The sequence below is a fragment of the Bradyrhizobium sp. T-1 genome (assembly GCF_053592855.1).
In genome coordinates, this window is sequence record NZ_CM132115.1 from 632,222 (window position 1) to 645,915 (window position 13,694).

Genomic DNA, 13,694 nt, shown 5'->3' on the forward strand with positions numbered 1-13,694 from the left:
GTACCCGGAATCTCGAGGTTCCGGGTTCGCGCCTTGCGCGCCCCGGAACGACGAGAAAGCCTCAATTCCGATCTTCCGGCAGTGTCGGCAGCGGCGACACCTCGATGCCTTCGTCGATCAGCGATTTCGCCTCATCCGGTGAGGCCTCGCCGTAGATCGGGCGGTGTTCCTTGTCGCCGTAGTGCATCGCACGAGCTTCATTCGCAAAGCGCTCGCCGACGTTGTCGGCGTTCTTCACGATGTGGTCGCGCAGCTCTTTCAGCTTGGCGCGCAGCTCGCGCTCCTGCGCCATCATCAGCGAGGTCGGCCCCGACGGCGCGGTCTCGGGGACGGTGGTCGTCGCCGGCTCCGGCGGCGGTGTGGCACGGCCGCGGCCCTTCTTGCCGACGATGCGCGGCGCCATGATCGCCTTGTCGACCTTGGCCGAGCCGCAGATCGGGCAGGTCACCAGCTTCCGCTTCACCTGCGAATCGTAGGCAGCCGAGCTCTGGAACCAGCTCTCGAACTCATGCTTGCGGTCGCAATGCAGCGCGTAGCGGATCATGCCGATCCCCGTACCAGGTGCAGATGATCCGGCCCGGCCTTGGGATCGGAGACGCCGAAGCGGCGGCCGTGCTGGAGTGACGGGATCGCGCGGCGTGCGGTCTCGACCTTGGCCGGATCGATCTTGGCCATGATGATGCCGGGCTCGACATCGCCCTCGGCGAGGATCTCGCCCCAGGGATCGATGATCAGCGAGTGACCGTAGGTCTCGCGCTTGTTCTCGTGGGTGCCTGCCTGGGCCGCTGCGAAGATGAAGCAGCCGGTCTCGATCGCGCGCGAGCGCAGCAGGATGTGCCAATGCGCTTCGCCGGTTTTGCGGGTGAAGGCGGACGGCACGGTGATGAAAGAGGCGCCGCTTTCGGCGAGCGCGCGGTACAGCGCGGGGAAGCGCACGTCGTAGCAGATCGTCAGACCGACGCGGCCCCAGGGCAGGTCGGAGATCACCGCGGTTTCGCCCGGCTGGTAATTGGCGGATTCACGATAGCTCTCGCCGTCCGGCAGCTCGATGTCGAACATGTGGATCTTGTCGTAGCTCGCGAGCACGTCGCCCTCGGGCCCGATCAGGAAGGAGCGGTTGACCGCCTTTTCCGGCGAGAAGCGCAGCGCCAGCGAGCCGACATGGATGTGGATCTTCAATTCGGCTGCGAGCGCGCGATACGCCTTCAGCGAGGCGTCATCCTCCTCGCTCTGCAGGTGCTCGAACAACGCCTTGCGGTTCAGCTGCATCATGTTGCTGACCTCGGGCGTCTGCACGTAGTCGGCGCCCTTGGCAGCCGCCTCCCGGATCAGTTTCGTGGCCTGCGCAAGGCTCGGCTCGGGCATCAAGCCGGTGCGCATCTGCACCATGGCGGCGGTAAAGGTCCTGTCTTGAGCTTGATTCTGGCTCATGAGACCGCCTTGACGCTTTCGAGCAACCCGTCGAGCTTGCCTTCGCGGTCGAGGGCGTAGAGGTCGTCGCAGCCGCCGACATGGGTTCCGCCGATCCAGATCTGCGGAAAGGTCGAACCCTGGCCGGCCCGGTCGTACATCTCCTCGCGCCAGGACGGGTTCTTGGCGACGTCGAATTCCGTGAAGGCCGCCTTCTTGCGGGTCAGAAGCGACCTGGCAGCGGAACAATAGCCGCATCCCGGCCTGGTAAAGATCTCGACAGCAGCGGTCATGGCGTCCAGCGCTCTCATGTCATGAATTTATTGAATTATATGGGAGTTTAGCGGGTCTCGACAACCCGGGCAAAGACCAGCACGTCGACCTGGGCCGCCTTGGCGCGCAGCAGAGCGCGCGCGCAGGCGTCCAGGGTCGCACCCGATGTCAGGACATCATCGACCAGGACGATGCGCCGGCCATGGACCTCGGCCTGACGGTCGGGGGATACCTGGAATGCGCCCTGCACATTGGTGGCGCGCTGGGCTCGCGACAGGCCAATCTGCTGCTCGGTGGCACGCACCCGGCGCAGCACCTCGCCGCGGACCTTCACCGCGCTGTGCCGTTCGATGATGCGCGCCAATGCGCCGGACTGGTTGTAGCGGCGGCGCCAGGCCCGCTGCCAATGCAGGGGCACCGGCACCAGCATGTCGGCGCCCGCGAGCAGCTCGCTGCCCGCGCGTGCCATCCAGCGACCCATGGCGGGCGCCAGATCCGTGCGGTCCTGGTATTTCAGCGCATGCACCAGCGTGCGCGCGACGTCGTCATAGCGGACCGCCGCGCGTGCCCGCTGGTAAGCCGGCGGGCTCGCAATCGCCTCCATCGACAGCATGTCGGGGCCGGGATCATAGACAAAGGGGATGCCGAGCCGCGGACAATAGGGCCGCTCGATGAACGACAGCTTTGCCCAGCACCCCGCGCACACGCCCTCACCGTCGACCGGCTCGCGGCAGGACACGCACAACGTCGGCAGCGCAACGTCGAGCGCAAGTCGTGCCACCCGCATGAGCACGTGACGGCCGACCGTCCAAGCGGCTCGCAAGGGCACGGTGATGGAACGGGAAGGGGCGGCGTCAGCGTCCATGAGAGGAGGCTAGCGCCGCATGCGGCGGATTGCCAGAACCGTCGCGATCGGCGTAACCAGCGGCATGGCTCAGAACCCGGCGACCCCGCCCGCTTTATTCGATCGCGCCTTGCTGCACGTTCGGCAGCACCGTGCCCAGGCGCAGGGGCCGGTCGCTTTCCTGCTCGACCGGGCCGCCGAGGACATGTCCGACCGGCTGGCCGCGGTGATGCGCGAATTTCATGCGCCGGCCGATCTCTGGACCCCGGGTGAGGGGCTCGCAGGACTGCGCGCGCGGTTGCCCTCCATCCAGCGGATTGCGCTCGATACGGCGGGCTCGGAGACATTGCCCTTCGCTGCGGACAGTCTCGATCTCGTCGTCTCGGCGCTGGCGTTGCAATTCGTCAACGATCTTCCGGGCGTGCTCGCGCAGATTCGCCGTGCACTGAGGCCTGATGGTCTGCTGCTCGCCGCGATGATCGGCGGCGACAGCCTCACCGAGCTGCGCCAGGCCTTTGCCGCGGCGGAAGCCGAATGCGAGGGCGGCGTGTCGCCCCGCGTGGCGCCGTTCGCCGATTTGCGCGACGTCGGCGCGCTGTTGCAGCGGGCGGGTTTTGCGCTGCCGGTCACCGACGTCGATCGCGTGGTGGTGCGCTATGGCAACGCGTTCGCCCTGATGCAGGATCTCCGCCGCATGGGCGCGGCCAATGTGCTGATCGAGCGGCGCCGCACGCCGAGCCGGCGCGCGACGCTGCTGCGCATGGCCGAAATCTATGCCGAGCGGTTTGCCGATGCCGACGGCCGCATCCGCGCGACGTTCGACATCATCTGGCTCTCGGGCTGGGCGCCGCATGCAAGCCAGCAGCAGCCGCTGAAGCCGGGTTCGGCGAAAGCGAGCCTGGCGGAAGCGGTGAAGAAGGCGGGAGAGACGTAGGCTCTCTCCTTCGTCATGGCCGGGCATAGCCGTCTGAAGGACGGCGTCGCTTCCGCTCGCCTATGACCCGGCCATCCACGTCTTTCAGTTCAGCACGTAGATCGTGGATGCCCGGGACAAGCCGGACAAGCCCGGGCATGACGCCGAGGGCGTAACGACTGTCTCGGTCTCACATCAGTAAATCAATCAAATGCGGGATCAGCGGAATGTCCGCCGGCGGCATCGGATAGTCGCGTAGCTTGTTGGCGCGGACCCAGGCCAGGGTCTGGCCTTCGCGGGCTTCGACGATCCCTTCCCAGCGCCGGCAGATGTAGAGCGGCATCAACAGATGAAAGGTCTCATAGCCGTAGCTCGCAAAGGTCAGCGGCGCCAGGCACGGTTCGGCGACGGTGATGCCGAGCTCCTCGTGGAGCTCGCGGATCAGGCTCTGCTCCGGCCGCTCACCGGGCTCACACTTGCCGCCGGGAAATTCCCAGAGGCCGGCGAGCGTCTTGCCCGCCGGGCGTTGCGCGATCAGGACGCGCTTGTCGGCGTCGACCAGCGCGCATGCCACCACCAATGTCAGCTTCAGGCCGGCCATGTCCTAGGACCGATAATCCCCATTGATCGCGACATATTCCTTGGTGAGGTCGCAGGTCAGCACGCGGTCGCGGCCCTTGCCGAGGCCGAGCGCGACCTTGATCGCGATCTCCGGCGCCTTCATCGCTTCCGACACCTGCGCCTCGTCATAGGACGGATCGCGCGCGCCGTTCTTGGCGACGCGGATGCCGTTGAAGGAGATCGAGAGCTTGTCGCGATCGGCCGGCTCGCCGGCCTTGCCGACCGCCATCACCACGCGGCCCCAATTGGCGTCTTCGCCGGCGATGGCAGTCTTCACCAGCGGCGAGTTCGCAATCGACATCGCGATCTTGCGTGCGGAGGCCTTGGTCTTGGCGCCCTCGACGGTGATCTCGACCAGCTTGCGCGCGCCTTCGCCGTCGCGGGCGACCTGCTCGGAGAGATTGGCGAGGATCTGGTTGAACGCCTTGGTGAAGGCCTTCAGGCGCGGATCGCTGGCGCGGCTGATCTTCGGTGCGCCGTGCTCGGCGGCGGCGCCCGTCGCGAAAGCCAGCAGCGTGTCCGAGGTCGAGGTGTCGCCATCGATGGTGACCGCGTTGAACGTGTCCTCGACGCCGGCCTTGAGCAGCGCCTGCAGCGCGGCGGGCGCGATCGGCGCGTCGGTGAAAATGAAGGACAGCATCGTCGCCATGTCGGGGGCGATCATGCCGGCGCCCTTGGCCATGCCGTTGATGGTGACCCTGGCCTTGCCGAGCTTCACGGTCGCGGTCGCGACCTTGGGGAAGGTGTCGGTGGTCATGATCGCCTTGGCGGCGGCCAGGTAGTCGCCGGGCTCGGCAGTCTCGGCGAGGCGGCCGAGCACGCCGTCGAACTTGGTGGCATCCAGCGGTTCGCCGATCACGCCGGTCGAGGCCAGGAAGATCTCGCTCTCGCTGCAGCCGACGGCCTTGGCCGCGATCTTCGCGGTCAGCGCGGTGGAGCTGCGGCCGGTCTTGCCGGTGAAGGCATTGGCATTGCCCGAATTGACCACCAGCGCGCGGGCTTTGCCGCCCTTCAACTTGGCGCGGCACCATTCCACCGGCGCGGATGGGCACTTCGACTTGGTGAAGACGCCGGCGACCGCGGTGCCCTTGTCCATGATCGCCAGCAGCACGTCGGTGCGGTTCTTGTAGCGGATGCCGGCCTCGGCCGTCGCGAGACGGACGCCCGCGATCACGGGCATGTCGGGAACGTTTTTGGGAGCGAGGGGAGAGACGGAGGAGGACATCGCGGGGCGCCTTGGTGGGGTCTGGATATGCAGATGCCCGGCACGAGGCCGGGCATCAGGAAACTTTAGATACTCTTCACGTCACCGAAGTGACAGCAAATTCTTACTTCTTGGCCGGGGGCGCCATCTTGCTGTCGGCGGGCTTCGCCGCGTCGGCCGGCTTGGCGTCCTTGGACGCGTCTGCCTGGTCCGTCCGCTCGACCTTGGCCTCGGCGCGGAGCTTGGCGACGTAGTCGGCCTGGGCCTTGCGAGTGACGTACTGCTCGATCTGGGCCTTGACCTGCTCGAAATCAGGCGCCTTGCGGTTGCGCTTTTCCTCGACCTTGATGACGTGCCAGCCGAACTGCGACTTCACGGGGTCGGAGATCTTGCCCGGCTCCAGCGAGAACGCGACGGCCGAGAATTCCGGCACCATCTGCTCCTTGGTGAAGAAGCCGAGGTCGCCGCCGTCGGCGGAGCCCGGATCCTTGGACTTCTTCTTGGCGAGCTCGGCGAAATCGGCGCCCTTGTCGAGCTCGGCCTTCACCGCCTTGGCCTCGTCCTCGGTCTCGACCAGAATGTGGCGGGCGCGCACTTCCTGCTCACCGGTGATCTGCTTGGAGGCCTCCTCATAGACCTTCTTCATGGCGTCGTCGGTGGTCGCCGCCTTGCCCTCTTGGGCCAGCAGGCTGTCCATCAGCAGGCGGTTGCGGGCGAACGCCATCCGCTTCTTGAATTCCTCGCCGTCGGCGACCTTCTTGTCCTCGGCGGCCTTGGCCACGATCTTCATGTCGATCAGGAAGGACAGGACGTTCTCGTCCTTGGTCGCCGGATCCATCTGGGCGAGGCTCGGTCCGAGCTCCTCCTCGGCCATGGTGACGTCGCTCTTCTTGATTTCAGCGCCATTGACCTTGGCCAGAACGGGATCGTCGGCCGCCCGGAGCGGGCCCGCGAACGCCAGGAGCAGCGCCAGGGCCAGGGAGCCAGCCAGGGCGGACGCATGGCGAAAACGCTGGCCGGTGGTTACCGGGAACGAGGTGGTCATGGAAAATCCTTATGTTGAAGCAGGGGCTGCTCGAGCGGGGCGGACACTCGCCCAATCACAGGGGCTTGGCAACGCGAAAAGTCTGTCAAAATGATGAATTAGCCGCAATGCGCCCGCCGTTGACAAGGCCCTGACCGGGCCATATCTCTGCCCGGTCGCGACCATGGCGATGGCGTTTATATTGCTGCGTTTTTGGCCGTTGAACCCAGACTAGCCCAATTCCCACCCATATGGCGGATGACCCCCCGCAGTCCGGGCTCTGGCGCCATAAGGCGTCACGGTGAGTTGATAGGCCGGCGGGTGACAACTTCTTGGCTGCAACGCGGTTAAATCGCGAACACAGGAACTAGGCATGATCGGCGCGCTCGCCCGCAAGTTTTTCGGCTCCGCCAACGACCGGCGGGTGAAGGGATATCAGTCCCGCATCAACGCGATCAACGCGCTGGAGCCGGAGCTCGTCAAGCTCTCTGACGACGAGCTCAAGGCCCGCACCGCCGAGTTCAAGAAGCAGATCTCCGAGGGCAAGACGCTGGACGACCTGCTGGTGCCGGCCTTCGCCACCGTGCGCGAGGCCGCCAAGCGGACGCTCGGCCAGCGCCATTTCGACGTCCAGCTGATCGGCGGCATGGTGCTGCATGAAGGCGACATCGCCGAGATGAAGACCGGTGAAGGCAAGACGCTGGTCGCGACGCTCGCGGTCTACCTCAACGCGCTCGCCGGCAAGGGTGTCCACGTCGTCACCGTCAACGATTACCTCGCCCGCCGCGACTCCGGCTGGATGGGCCAGATCTACGGCTTCCTCGGCATGACCACGGGCGTGATCGTCCACGGCCTCGACGATGCCGAGCGCAAGGCCGCCTATGCCTGCGACATCACCTACGGCACCAACAACGAATACGGCTTCGACTATCTTCGCGACAACATGAAGTACCGGCTCGAGGACATGGTCCAGCGGCCGCACTTCTTCGCCATCGTCGACGAAGTCGACTCCATCCTGATCGACGAAGCGCGGACGCCGCTGATCATCTCCGGCCCGCTCGACGATCGCTCGGACTTCTACAACACCATCGACGGCTTCCTGCCCAAGCTCGACAAGGCCGACTACGAGGTCGACGAGAAGCAGCGCACCGTGACGCTGACCGAAGGCGGCATGGAAAAGATCGAGACGCTGCTGCGCGACGCCGGCCAGCTCAAGGGCGAGTCGCTCTACGACGTCGAGAACGTCTCCGTCGTGCACCACATCAATCAGGCGCTGCGCGCCCACACGCTGTTCACCCGCGACAAGGACTACATCGTCCGCGACGACGAGGTCGTGATCATCGACGAGTTCACCGGACGCATGATGCCGGGCCGCCGCTATTCGGAAGGCCTGCACCAGGCGCTGGAGGCCAAGGAGCACGTCCAGGTCCAGCCCGAGAACCAGACGCTGGCCTCGATCACCTTCCAGAACTACTTCCGCATGTACGAGAAGCTCGCCGGCATGACCGGTACGGCTGCGACCGAAGCGGACGAACTGTTCGACATCTACAAGCTCGAGGTCGTGGAGATCCCGACCAATCTGTCGATCGCGCGTCTCGACGAGGACGACGAGGTCTACCGGACCCAGAAGGAAAAATACCAGGCGATCCTCGCCGAGATCGAGCGGGCCAACGCCCGGCTGCAGCCGGTGCTGGTGGGTACGGCTTCGATTGAAAAGTCGGAAGTTCTGGCCGAGTTCCTGAAGCAGAACGGCTACAGGCAGATCGACTTCGGCAAGGAGAACGCGCTCGACAAGCTCTATGCCGCTGCACGCGCCGGCAAGCCGGCAAAGCTGTTCGCGGTGCTGAACGCGCGCTTCCACGAGCAGGAAGCTTACATCGTCGCCGAGGCTGGCGTGCCCGGTGCGATCACGATCGCGACCAACATGGCCGGCCGCGGTACCGACATCAAGCTCGGCGGCTCGCTCGAGATGCGCCTCCAGCAGGAGACCGCCGGCATCGAGGACGAGGCCGAGAAGGCCGGGAAGATCGAGCAGATCAAGGCCGACATCGCGCATTTCCGCGACATCGTGCTGAAGGCCGAGGAGACCGTCGAGATCGAGCCGGCCAAGGGCTCCAAGCCGGCCAAGACCGTCAAGAAACCGGGCGGCCTCTACATCATCGGCTCCGAGCGGCATGAATCCCGCCGCATCGACAACCAGCTTCGCGGCCGTTCCGGCCGTCAGGGCGACCCCGGTCGCTCAAAATTCTTCCTGTCGCTGGAAGACGATCTGATGCGCATCTTCGGCTCGGATCGCCTCGACAGCATGCTCCAGCGTCTCGGCCTGCAAGAGGGCGAGGCGATCATCCATCCCTGGATCAACAAGGCACTCGAGAAGGCGCAGCAGAAGGTCGAAGCCCGCAACTTCGACATCCGCAAGAACCTGCTCAAGTTCGACAACGTCCAGAACGACCAGCGCAAGGTGATCTTCGACCAGCGCGTCGACCTGATGAAGGACGAGAGCGTTGCCGAGACCGTCACCGACATGCGCCACGCCTTCATCGACGATCTCGTCGCCAAGCACGTGCCCGAGCATGCCTATGCCGAGCAGTGGGACGTCGCCGGCCTAAAGGACGAGTTGAAGCGCGTGCTCGATCTCGACCTGCCAGTCGACGACTGGGCCAAGGAAGAGGGCATCGCCGACGAGGAGCTGCTCAAGCGCATCGAGACCAAGGCCGACGAGCACATGGCCGCCAAGGTCGGGCAATGGGGACCCGACGTGATGCGTTACGTCGAGAAGACCATTCTGCTCCAGACGCTCGACCATCTTTGGCGCGAGCACCTGATCATGCTCGACCATTTGCGTCAGGTCATTGGCCTGCGCGGTTACGGCCAGCGCGATCCCTTGCAGGAGTACAAGACCGAGGCCTTCAACCTCTTCCAGGAGATGAGCGCTCACTTGCGCGAGGCCGTCACCGCGCAGCTGATGCGGGTCGAGATCGTCCCGCCGGAGCAGGAAGCTCCTGTGCTGCCGCAGATGGAAGCGCACAAGCTCAATCCGGATACCGGCGAAGACGAAATGGCCGTCGCCAATGTTTCGCTGGCCCCGCAGGCCACCGACGCCGCGCTGCGCGATCCGAAGAACCCCGCCAGCTGGGGCAAGGTCGGCCGCAACGAGGATTGCCCTTGCGGCAGCGGCAAGAAGTTCAAGCACTGCCACGGGCGGTACGCCTAACGGCGAACGCTTGTCTCGGCGCGATGCCCCAGCTTGATTGAGCCGGGGCATCCGTTGCGTCCCCCTAAGACTGCATGTGCGGCTCTAGCTGCCGGGCGGCCGATACTTGCCCCGCAACTCGCTCGCCATTTGCCGGACCTTGGTGATTTCATCCTGCGTCCACAGACGCATGAGGTTCACATGGTGGATGGCGCCAGACGCCACCACGGTGCCGGATATCGCCGGTGCGGCACTGGGGTCGGGCACGTCGAAGACGACCAGCACGCCGGGCCCTTCGGCAGCCGTGCTGTACATTGAAATCAGTTTGCCGCCTGCAGCTTCGATCAGAGCCTTGGCCGCCTCGTAGCGATTGGTCTTGGGATTCTCCATGATGCTGTTGAGCGATTTTGGCGTGTACTGTCCTGTCATACAGAAATGCATAATGACTTCTCCTCTCGAGGAGCGAGGGATGACTGGAATGTATGCTGTCCTTCCGACGCGATGAAAAAGCGTCGGCTCAAAAATCATCGATGAAGGATTGCAAGCCCCGCCGTGGGCAAATCGCCGCTAACAATGTTCCGGGCCTTCGGCACTGCCCCATGGCGGCTGAAGGCAACTTTATATCAGCCGGCTGTCGTCTGGAAGGGGCCCGAAAGGCCAATTGAAATTGCGCCGCTGTCGACTCGCCGGACGCACGCTCCGTCGCGCGATGTCGTCTCAATTCGAGCTGTCGATCAAGCTCTCCAGCAGCCGCTTCAATTCGCTCGTCGACTTGTCGCCGTAGCTTTCCAGGATGTGTTCCTCCTGATCGACTGCGAGCGAGTTGAGCTTCTTGCACAGCACCTTGCCGCGGTCGGAGATGAACATCAGCACCTTGCGGCGGTCGTTGGGGTCCTGCACGCGATAGACCAGCGTGTCGGAGACCATGCGGTCGATCATCTTGGTCAGCGTCGGATGGTTGAGCAGCACCGCATCCGCAAGCTCGCCCATCGAATGGCCGTCGCCGTCCGACAGCACCTTCAGGATTCGCCATTGCTCGACGGGAACTCCCTCCTTGCTCAACCGCAGTTCGAGTTGCCGGTTGATCTCCCGGTTGGCTTGCGCGAGCAGGTAGGCGAGGTGTTCGGTGATGGGAGCGTTCGATTTTGCCACGGCTAAGGCTTCGTCTTGACCCAAATGAGTGAATGTCTTGCAATCAATGCTGCATCTATATGCTCTTCAATTGTTGAATATTCAATATTTTCAAAATAGGATCATTGCCCAACAAAAGGGCGGATGCCGCGGCCGCCTGCTCAATGTGCTTTCAGGTCTGGTGCCAGACAGGAGTTGGCGTGCGCGCGACGGTAAACTTCCCGGCTCACGGCGGTCTGGCGTTGCCGCCGTCCCTGCTGTTCAGGAATCTGTCGTCATCGGCGGCTGATGGCGCGCTGTCGCCTGCCGATCAGGCCTTTCTCAGGCGTCGTGGCCCGAACAAGTTGCGCGTCGGGGGCTTCATCTGCTGCACCGGTTCGCCCGGGATCTGGGGGCCCTGCGCCACCAACAGCGCGCAGCTCGCGGTCGCCGAGATCAACAAGCGCGGCGGTATCCTCGGCCGCGAGATCGAATTTTCCGTCTATGACGCTGGTGGGCCGCTCGAGGAGGTCCTGAGCCGCGCGGAGCAGGCGATTGCCTTCGACGAGGTCGATCTGATCCTGGGCTTGCACACTAGCGCGGTCCGCGTTGCCCTGCGCGATATCACCACGCGCCATCGCATCCCCTACATCTACACCCCGGTCTATGAGGGCGGCGAGCGCACGCCGGGCGTGATGGCGATCGGCGAAACGCCACGCTGGCAGAGCCGGCCGTCGATCCACTGGCTGGCCGACGTGAAGAAAGCGCAGCGCTGGTACCTGATCGGCAGCGATTACGTCTGGCCCTGGCAGTCGCACCGTGCCGTGAAGAACTACATCAAGGAAACCGGCGGACACGTCGTCGGCGAGGAGTTCGTTCCCCTCGGCGAGGACAACCATGAGCCGCACCTGGCGCGCATCCGCGCCGCGCGGCCTGACGTGGTGCTGATCTCGCTGATCGGCACCGACAGCAGCACCTTCAATCGCGCCTTCGGCGAATGCGGCTTGGCTGCCACCACGCTGCGGCTTGCCGGCGCCATGGACGACACTGTGCTGCTCGGCATCGGCGCCGACAACAGCGAGAACATGTTCTGCGCCTCCGGCTATTTCACCGGCACCGGCGCGCGGGCCAATGACGACTTCCAGAGCCGCTATCGCACGATGTTCGGACCGAATGCACCGCCGATCGGCTCGGTTGGCCAGTCCAGCTACGAAGGCATGCGTTTCCTCGAAGCGGTTGCCAACAAGGCCGGCACATTGGCGATGGGGCCGATGCTCGCAGCCGGCCGCAACATCGTCTACAGCGGCGCTCGCGGAACGGTCACCGTTCGTGATGGGCGCGCGCGGATGCCGATGCATCTCGCCGAAGCCGATGGCCTCGACTTCAAGCTGATCAAGCCGATCTGACTCGCGCGGGCATTTCGCGAGGCGCGCCAAGCGCAAAATAATACTTGAAAAGGAAAATATTTCCGTTTTGAATGTTTCAGCGAGGCCGGTGGTGCGTCGCGCCGGGGCGGTCGCGCCCAACATTCGTTTCAAGAAGCTTCAGGAGAGCGCCGTGACAGTTGTCCTTCCCACGCCAGCCCAACTTCGCAGCGTCGCCGAGCAGTGCGGCCTCGCGCTGACCGACGATGACGTCGCTTCGTTCCGCGGCCTGATGCAGGGCTCGATCGAGGCTTACAATCTGGTCGCCGCGATGCCCGACGAGGTTCCGGAGGTGAAGTACCCGCGCACACCCGGCTATCGGCCGTCTGCGGAAGAGAACCCTCGCAATGCCTGGTATCGCAAATCGACCGTGAAGGGTGCTGCCAGCGGCAAGCTCAAGGGCAAGACGGTCGCCCTGAAGGACAACATCATGCTGGCCGGCGTACCCATGACCAACGGCTCGTCGACGCTGGAAGGCTATGTGCCCGATTTCGACGCCACCATCGTCACGCGCATGTTGGATGCCGGCGCCGAGATCGCCGGCAAGGTGCATTGCGAGCACTTCTGCCTGTCCGGCGGCAGTCACACCGGCTCCTACGGGCCGGTGCACAATCCGCACAAGATGGGCTACTCGGCCGGCGGCTCATCGTCAGGTTCGGGCGTCGTGGTTGCGCTCGGTGAAGTCGACATGGCGATCGGCGGCGATCAGGGCGGCTCGATCCGCATGCCGTCCTCGTTCTGCGGCATCTACGGCATGAAACCGACCTGGGGCCTCGTGCCCTATACCGGGATCATGCCGATCGAGATCTACGTCGACCATACCGGCCCGATGACCGCGACGGTCGCCGACAACGCACTGCTGCTCGAAGTGCTCGCCGGCGACGACGGTTACGATCCCCGCATCAAGGCGCCGAAGGTGGAGGAATACACCAAGGCGCTCGGGCAGGGCGTCAAGGGCATGAAGATCGGCATCTTGAAGGAAGGCTTCGAGCAGCCCGGCGCAGAGGCTGCGGTGAACGAAAGCGTGCGCGAGGCGGCGAAGCGCTTCAAGGATCTCGGCGCCAGCGTGGAGACGGTGTCGATCCCGATGCACCTGCTGGGCGGCGCGATCTGGACCCCCATCGGCACCGAGGGGCTGACCCAGACCATGATGTTCGGCGACGGCTACGGGCTCAGCCGCGGCGATCTTTATTCGACCTCACTGATGGATTTTCATCGCGGCTGGCGCCGGCAAGCGGACTCGCTCTCCGAGACCACGAAGTTGTTCATGATGCTCGGCACCTACATCAACAACAATTTCGGCCCACGCTTCTACGGCAAGGCGCTCAACATCTCGCGACGGCTGACCGCGGCCTACGACAAGGCGTTCAGGGATTATGATCTGCTGCTGATGCCGACGACGCCGATGAAGGCGACCAAGCTGCCGGAGCCCAATGCCAGCCGTGAGGACTATGTCGCTCGTGCGCTGGAGATGATCTCCAACACGGCGCCGTTCGACATCACCCATCATCCCGCAATGTCGCTGCCCTGCGGCATGGTCGACGGCCTGCCGGTCGGCTTGATGCTGGTCGGCCGCATGTTCGAGGAATCCACCATCTATCGCGCCGCGCATGCCTTCGAGCAGATCGGCGACTGGAAGAAGATGTGAGCGGGGTGGTGATGCAGACGGGCGGGGTAC

The 13,694-nt window shown here is 64.5% G+C and carries 13 protein-coding genes; 4 read left to right on the forward strand and 9 right to left on the reverse strand.

Going from position 1 to position 13,694, the window contains the following annotated elements; translation table 11 throughout:
* Positions 1-61: 61 nt before the first annotated feature.
* From ACWAT4_RS02980 to ACWAT4_RS02995, 4 genes are read right to left on the reverse strand one after another with little or no spacing between them, the layout of a single operon-like run.
* Positions 62-544 carry a DUF1178 family protein gene (locus ACWAT4_RS02980; protein ID WP_449729772.1) on the reverse strand — a complete coding sequence of 161 codons (483 nt, stop codon included), beginning with the start codon at positions 542-544 and terminating at the stop codon, positions 62-64.
* Positions 541-1,431 (reverse strand): carbon-nitrogen hydrolase family protein, encoded by an 891-nt coding sequence (locus ACWAT4_RS02985; protein ID WP_212303569.1) that lies wholly within the window; start codon positions 1,429-1,431, stop codon positions 541-543. Before ACWAT4_RS02985 ends, ACWAT4_RS02980 begins: the two co-directional genes overlap by 4 nt.
* On the reverse strand, positions 1,428-1,703 hold the full coding sequence (gene grxC, locus ACWAT4_RS02990; protein WP_212303568.1) for a glutaredoxin 3: 276 nt from the start codon (positions 1,701-1,703) through the stop codon (positions 1,428-1,430). The genes ACWAT4_RS02985 and grxC overlap by 4 nt, the downstream gene beginning before the upstream one ends.
* 47 nt (positions 1,704-1,750) lie before the next feature.
* Positions 1,751-2,548 carry a ComF family protein gene (locus ACWAT4_RS02995; protein ID WP_212303567.1) on the reverse strand — a complete coding sequence of 266 codons (798 nt, stop codon included), beginning with the start codon at positions 2,546-2,548 and terminating at the stop codon, positions 1,751-1,753.
* 19 nt (positions 2,549-2,567) lie between these two features.
* On the opposite strand from ACWAT4_RS02995, the gene ACWAT4_RS03000 reads away from it, so the two are divergent.
* Complete coding sequence (locus ACWAT4_RS03000; RefSeq protein WP_449729773.1) at positions 2,568-3,461, forward strand: methyltransferase domain-containing protein; 894 nt, start codon at positions 2,568-2,570, stop codon at positions 3,459-3,461.
* A gap of 169 nt (positions 3,462-3,630) precedes the next feature.
* On the opposite strand, the gene ACWAT4_RS03005 is transcribed toward ACWAT4_RS03000, so the two are convergent.
* The 3 genes from ACWAT4_RS03005 to ACWAT4_RS03015 form a co-directional block, all read right to left on the reverse strand.
* Positions 3,631-4,041, reverse strand: a complete 411-nt coding sequence (locus tag ACWAT4_RS03005) for a (deoxy)nucleoside triphosphate pyrophosphohydrolase (protein WP_212303563.1) — start codon at positions 4,039-4,041, stop codon at positions 3,631-3,633.
* 3 nt (positions 4,042-4,044) lie between these two features.
* Positions 4,045-5,286: a bifunctional glutamate N-acetyltransferase/amino-acid acetyltransferase ArgJ gene (gene argJ / locus ACWAT4_RS03010; RefSeq protein WP_212303562.1), complete on the reverse strand. Its 1,242-nt coding sequence runs from the start codon at positions 5,284-5,286 to the stop codon at positions 4,045-4,047.
* Between the two features lie 103 nt (positions 5,287-5,389).
* Positions 5,390-6,310 carry a peptidylprolyl isomerase gene (locus ACWAT4_RS03015; RefSeq protein ID WP_212303561.1) on the reverse strand — a complete coding sequence of 307 codons (921 nt, stop codon included), beginning with the start codon at positions 6,308-6,310 and terminating at the stop codon, positions 5,390-5,392.
* A gap of 352 nt (positions 6,311-6,662) precedes the next feature.
* Here ACWAT4_RS03015 and secA point away from each other — a divergent pair, with 352 nt between their 5' ends.
* Positions 6,663-9,503: a preprotein translocase subunit SecA gene (gene secA, locus ACWAT4_RS03020; RefSeq protein ID WP_449729774.1), complete on the forward strand. Its 2,841-nt coding sequence runs from the start codon at positions 6,663-6,665 to the stop codon at positions 9,501-9,503.
* A gap of 84 nt (positions 9,504-9,587) precedes the next feature.
* Here the strand turns inward: secA and ACWAT4_RS03025 are convergent, their stop codons facing one another.
* Positions 9,588-9,923, reverse strand: a complete 336-nt coding sequence (locus ACWAT4_RS03025; protein WP_449729775.1) for a GYD domain-containing protein — start codon at positions 9,921-9,923, stop codon at positions 9,588-9,590.
* A gap of 276 nt (positions 9,924-10,199) precedes the next feature.
* Positions 10,200-10,634, reverse strand: coding sequence for a MarR family winged helix-turn-helix transcriptional regulator (locus ACWAT4_RS03030; RefSeq protein WP_057747431.1), 435 nt, complete (start codon positions 10,632-10,634; stop codon positions 10,200-10,202).
* A gap of 179 nt (positions 10,635-10,813) precedes the next feature.
* On the opposite strand from ACWAT4_RS03030, the gene ACWAT4_RS03035 reads away from it, so the two are divergent.
* Both ACWAT4_RS03035 and ACWAT4_RS03040 read left to right on the forward strand, forming a co-directional pair.
* Positions 10,814-11,998, forward strand: a complete 1,185-nt coding sequence (locus tag ACWAT4_RS03035) for a substrate-binding domain-containing protein (protein WP_449729776.1) — start codon at positions 10,814-10,816, stop codon at positions 11,996-11,998.
* Between the two features lie 151 nt (positions 11,999-12,149).
* The gene (locus tag ACWAT4_RS03040) at positions 12,150-13,664 is read left to right on the forward strand and encodes an amidase (RefSeq protein ID WP_212303557.1); all 1,515 of its coding nucleotides are present in this window, start codon (positions 12,150-12,152) and stop codon (positions 13,662-13,664) included.
* Positions 13,665-13,694: the final 30 nt, after the last annotated feature.